This window comes from Reyranella sp. (assembly GCF_050185545.1).
In the GTDB taxonomy this organism is placed as follows: domain Bacteria; phylum Pseudomonadota; class Alphaproteobacteria; order Reyranellales; family Reyranellaceae; genus Reyranella.
The window spans coordinates 12,697-16,791 of record NZ_JBFWZI010000161.1; the positions used below are offsets into that span (position 1 = coordinate 12,697).

General features: G+C 68.5%; 4 protein-coding genes. All 4 read left to right on the forward strand.

What is annotated here, in order from left to right; all coding sequences use genetic code 11:
- Positions 1–32: 32 nt before the first annotated feature.
- Genes AB7O82_RS29575 through AB7O82_RS29590 form a run of 4 tightly spaced genes read left to right on the forward strand, consistent with a single transcriptional unit; the run spans position 33 to position 3,899 of the window.
- Positions 33–1,037, forward strand: a complete 1,005-nt coding sequence (locus tag AB7O82_RS29575; RefSeq protein ID WP_428550631.1) for an ABC transporter permease — start codon at positions 33–35, stop codon at positions 1,035–1,037.
- Between the two features lie 11 nt (positions 1,038–1,048).
- On the forward strand, positions 1,049–1,912 hold the full coding sequence (locus AB7O82_RS29580; protein WP_428620871.1) for an ABC transporter permease: 864 nt from the start codon (positions 1,049–1,051) through the stop codon (positions 1,910–1,912).
- Positions 1,909–2,940: an ABC transporter ATP-binding protein gene (locus AB7O82_RS29585; RefSeq protein ID WP_428620873.1), complete on the forward strand. Its 1,032-nt coding sequence runs from the start codon at positions 1,909–1,911 to the stop codon at positions 2,938–2,940. Before AB7O82_RS29580 ends, AB7O82_RS29585 begins: the two co-directional genes overlap by 4 nt.
- Positions 2,937–3,899 carry an ABC transporter ATP-binding protein gene (locus tag AB7O82_RS29590; protein ID WP_428620875.1) on the forward strand — a complete coding sequence of 321 codons (963 nt, stop codon included), beginning with the start codon at positions 2,937–2,939 and terminating at the stop codon, positions 3,897–3,899. The genes AB7O82_RS29585 and AB7O82_RS29590 overlap by 4 nt, the downstream gene beginning before the upstream one ends.
- The last annotated feature ends 196 nt before the right edge of the window (positions 3,900–4,095 follow it).

Sequence of the window (4,095 nt, forward strand, 5' to 3'; positions counted from 1 at the left end):
GGGGAGGAGGGCAAGAGTGACGAGGCGACTTGATGCGCCGCCTGGAAATGATCGTCTCGCGGCTGGCGTGGTTCGTGCCGACGCTGGCAGGACTCGTGGTCATCGTCTTCCTGATCACCAACGTGATCCCGACCGATCCCGTGCGCGTGCTGCTGGGCGAGAACGCCACGCAGGCCCAGATCGAATCGATGCGCACCAAGCTGGGCTACGACCAGCCGCTCACGACACAGCTGGTTCGGCATTTCGGCGACGTGCTGTCGGGCAATCTCGGCACGAGCATCTACAGCCAGCGGCCGATCTCGGAGGACCTGGCGCAACGCCTGCCGGCCACCCTCGAGCTGACCCTGGTCGCCATCACGCTCGCGATCGCGCTGGGCATCCCGCTCGGCGTCGTGTCGGCCCTGAGGCGCAACTCGATCTGGGACCACGTCGTGCGCGTGATCAGCGTCTCGGGCCTCGCCATCGCGGCATTCTGGCTGGCCATGCTGCTGCAGTTCCTGTTCTCGATGAAGCTGCGCACGGCACCCCTCAACGGCCGGATCGACGGCTTCGGCCCCGAGCCCGTTACCGGGTTCATGATCATCGATTCGCTGCTCGGCTGGGACATGGAGTCCCTGCACAGCGCGCTTTCCCACATCGCCCTGCCGGCGCTGACCTTGGCGCTGCCGGCGGCAGCGACGATCGTGCGTTTCACTAGGGCCGGCGTGCTCGACGTTATCAACAGCAACTACGTGCTCTACCAGCGCGCCATGGGCATGCCGCCCGGCCTGATCGTCTGGAAATACGTGTTGCGCAATGCCCTGATCTCGACCGTCACGCAGATCGGCCTGATCTTCGGCGTGCTGGTGACCAATGCCGTGGTGGTCGAGACGGTGTTCGACTGGCCGGGAATCGGCACCTTCGCCGTGCAGTCGATCCTGCAGTCCGACCACAAGGCGATCATCGGCTTCACCATCTGGATCGGCGCCCTGATCGTGATCGTCAACCTGCTGGTCGACATCGTCCATTCCTTCATCGACCCTCGGGGAACGCGATGAAGAGGGCAGCGATGAAGCAGGGCTGGCTGCGCGAGCTCGACCGGCTGTTCCGCGACCGGGCGGCGGCACTGGGCGTGGCGCTGCTGGTCCTGCTGGTCGTGGTGGCCGTCTTCGCGCCGCTCCTGGCGCCGTTCCCGGGCGACGTCTCGGAGTTCCACACCGCCAACCGCCTGCGCGAGCCCGACGCCGTGAACTGGCTGGGCACCGACCGCATGGGCAGCGACCTGTTGAGCCGCATCATGTTCGGCGCCCGCATCACCATCACCATCGCCGTGGTCGCGGTCGGCTCGGCCGTTCTGGTCGGCGTGCCGATCGGGCTGGTCGCCGGCTACTACGGCGGCTGGCCGAGCAACCTCCTGATGCGCGTCTCCGACATCTTCCTCGCGGTGCCGCAGATCGTGCTGGCGATCGCCATCGCCCAGACTCTCGGGCCGTCGATCGAGAACGTCATCCTGGCGCTCAGCATCACCTACTGGCCGTTCTGGGCCCGCCTGGTGTTCGCCGAGACGCGTTCGCTCAAGAACGAGATCTTCATCGAGTCCGCTATCGCGCTCGGCGCCTCGCCGCTGCGCGTGATGACCCTGCACGTGCTGCCCAACATCGCCTCGTCGATCATCGTGCGAACCTCGATCGGCATGGGCGCTACCATCCTGACCGCGGCGGCGCTCGGCTTTCTCGGGCTCGGCGCCCCGCCGCCAACGCCGGAATGGGGCCGCATGATCGCCGAATCGCGCGAGTTCCTGCCCGAGGCGTGGTGGTACGCGACGGCCCCCGGCATCGCGATCTTCATGGTGGTGATGGGGTTCAACCTGCTGGGCGACGGCCTGCGCGACTTCCTCGACCCGCGCATCCGGCGGGGAGCCGCAGGCAAGTGAGGACACTTCTGGCGGTGGAGGATCTGTCGCTGGGATTCGCGACACAAGCCGGCTTCGCCTCGGTGCTCGATCGCGTCAGCCTGTCGATCGACCGCGGCCAGGTGCTCGGCCTAGTCGGCGAAAGTGGTTGCGGCAAGACCACGCTGGCGCGCGCCATCCTGGGCGTGCTGCCGCGCGATTCGGCGCGGATCACCGGAGGTCGGGTACGCTTTCGCGACGCCGACCTGCTGACCGCCGACCAGACCGTGGTCAACCAGACGGTGCGCGGCCGGGCGATCACCTTCGTGCCCCAGGACCCGTTCACCAGCTTCAACCCGGTGTTCACCGTCGGCGACCAGATCATGGAGATCCTGAAATGGAAGTCGCCGCGCGCCGCCGCGCCGCCGGGCCCGGGCTGGCTGCCGGCCGTCGTGTCGCGCTATCCCTCCGCGCGACGGCGGACCGACTTCGACGCCGTGCTCGAGCTGCTCGACGCCGTGCAGCTGCCGCGCCCGGAGCAGCTGCTGCGCAAGTATCCGCACGAGCTCTCCGGCGGTCAGCGCCAGCGGTTGATGATCGCCATGGCGCTGCTGCCCGGTCCCGACCTGGTGATCGCCGACGAGCCGACCACGGCGCTCGACGTGACCATCCAGGCGCAGATCCTGGGCCTCATCCGCCGGCTCGCCAGCGAGCGTCACGTCGCCGTGCTGCTGACCACGCACGACCTCGGCGCGGCCTACGAGATCTGCGATGCCGTGAACGTCATGTATGCCGGCCAGGACGTCGAGTCCGCGCCGGTCGATCGCTTCTTTGCGGCACCTGCGCACCCCTACACGACGAAGCTGCTGGCCAGCCTGCCCGATGCGAGCGGCAACGCCCGCGGGATTCCCGGCGAGGTGCCGGTGCTGCTCGCGCCGCCCGCCGGCTGCCGCTTTCACCCGCGTTGCGAGCGGGCGACCGACACCTGCCGCGAAGAGCGCCCGCAAGTCGAGCAGCTCGGCGCCGGACACTGGGTGCGCTGCTACCATCCGCATCGCGCTGCGCCATGACCGACGCGATCCTCAGCCTGCGTGATCTCGAGGTCCACTTTGCCGTGCGCGGCCCGTTCGGCCGGCGCATCGGCGCGATCAGGGCGGTCGACGGCGTGTCGTTCGACCTGATGCCGGGCGAGGTGTTCGGGCTGGTGGGCGAGTCGGGGTGCGGCAAGTCCACCCTCGGCAAGACGATCATGGGAATTAACCAGCCCACCGCCGGCGAGATCCACTTCGAAGGCCAGCAGATCGACCGGCTGTCGCCGGCTGCCCGCCGCGCCGTGCGCCGCAGCCTGCAATACGCCTACCAGGACCCGGGTGCCTCGCTCGATCCGCGCTGGAAGATCGGCAGCTCGTTGCGTGAGCCGCTGGTCATCCATACCGCGCTCGATGCGGCGGCGCGCGAGGCGCGCATCCGCAGCATCCTCGACGCGGTCGGCCTGCCCGACACGCATCTCGATCTCTACCCGCACGAAATCTCCGGCGGACAGCAGCGGCGGGTCGGGCTGGCGCGCATCCTCACGCTGCATCCCAAGGTCGTCATCCTGGACGAGCCGACATCCGGTCTCGACGTGTCGGTGCAGGCGACGGTGCTGACCCTGTTCCGCGATCTGCGCGCCCGCTTCGCGCTCACCTACATGCTGATCAGCCACGACCTCGCCGTGGTGCGAACCATGTGCAGCCGCGTCGCCGTCATGTATCTCGGCCGCATCGTCGAGAGCGGGCCGACCGACGACATCTTCGATCGGCCGCGACACCCCTACACGCGCTCCCTGCTCGCCGCGATTCCCAAGATCGGCGGCGCACGTATCACCCGGGATTTCTGGTTGCAGGGCGAGCCGCCCGACCCGGCGAACCTTCCCTCAGGCTGCCGCTTCCGCACGCGCTGCCCCAAGGCAACCGATCTCTGCGCTCGCGACGATCCGGCGACGCGTTCCCTGGGGAAGGGAACGGTCGCCTGTCACTTTCCGGAGTAAGCGCTCTCCGCTGGCGGCGCTGCTCATTCTCCTCCCCAGCTTCGCTGGGGAGGTGCGCCGTCATACGGGTCATTGCCGGATAGGGGTAGGGAGAGGCGGCGCCTCCCCCTCCCTCCGAACCGGACGTGCGGGTCTCCCGCATCCGGCTCTCCGGTTGGTGGTCTTACCCACGAGGGGACCGACCGGCCAGAGCCTG

Coding starts and splice junctions, on each gene's coding strand:
- AB7O82_RS29580 (WP_428620871.1), top strand. CDS start 1,049: ATGAAGCAGGGCTGGCTGCGCGAGCTCGACCGGCTGTTCCGCGACCGG.
- AB7O82_RS29575 (WP_428550631.1), top strand. CDS start 33: ATGCGCCGCCTGGAAATGATCGTCTCGCGGCTGGCGTGGTTCGTGCCG.
- AB7O82_RS29590 (WP_428620875.1), top strand. CDS start 2,937: ATGACCGACGCGATCCTCAGCCTGCGTGATCTCGAGGTCCACTTTGCC.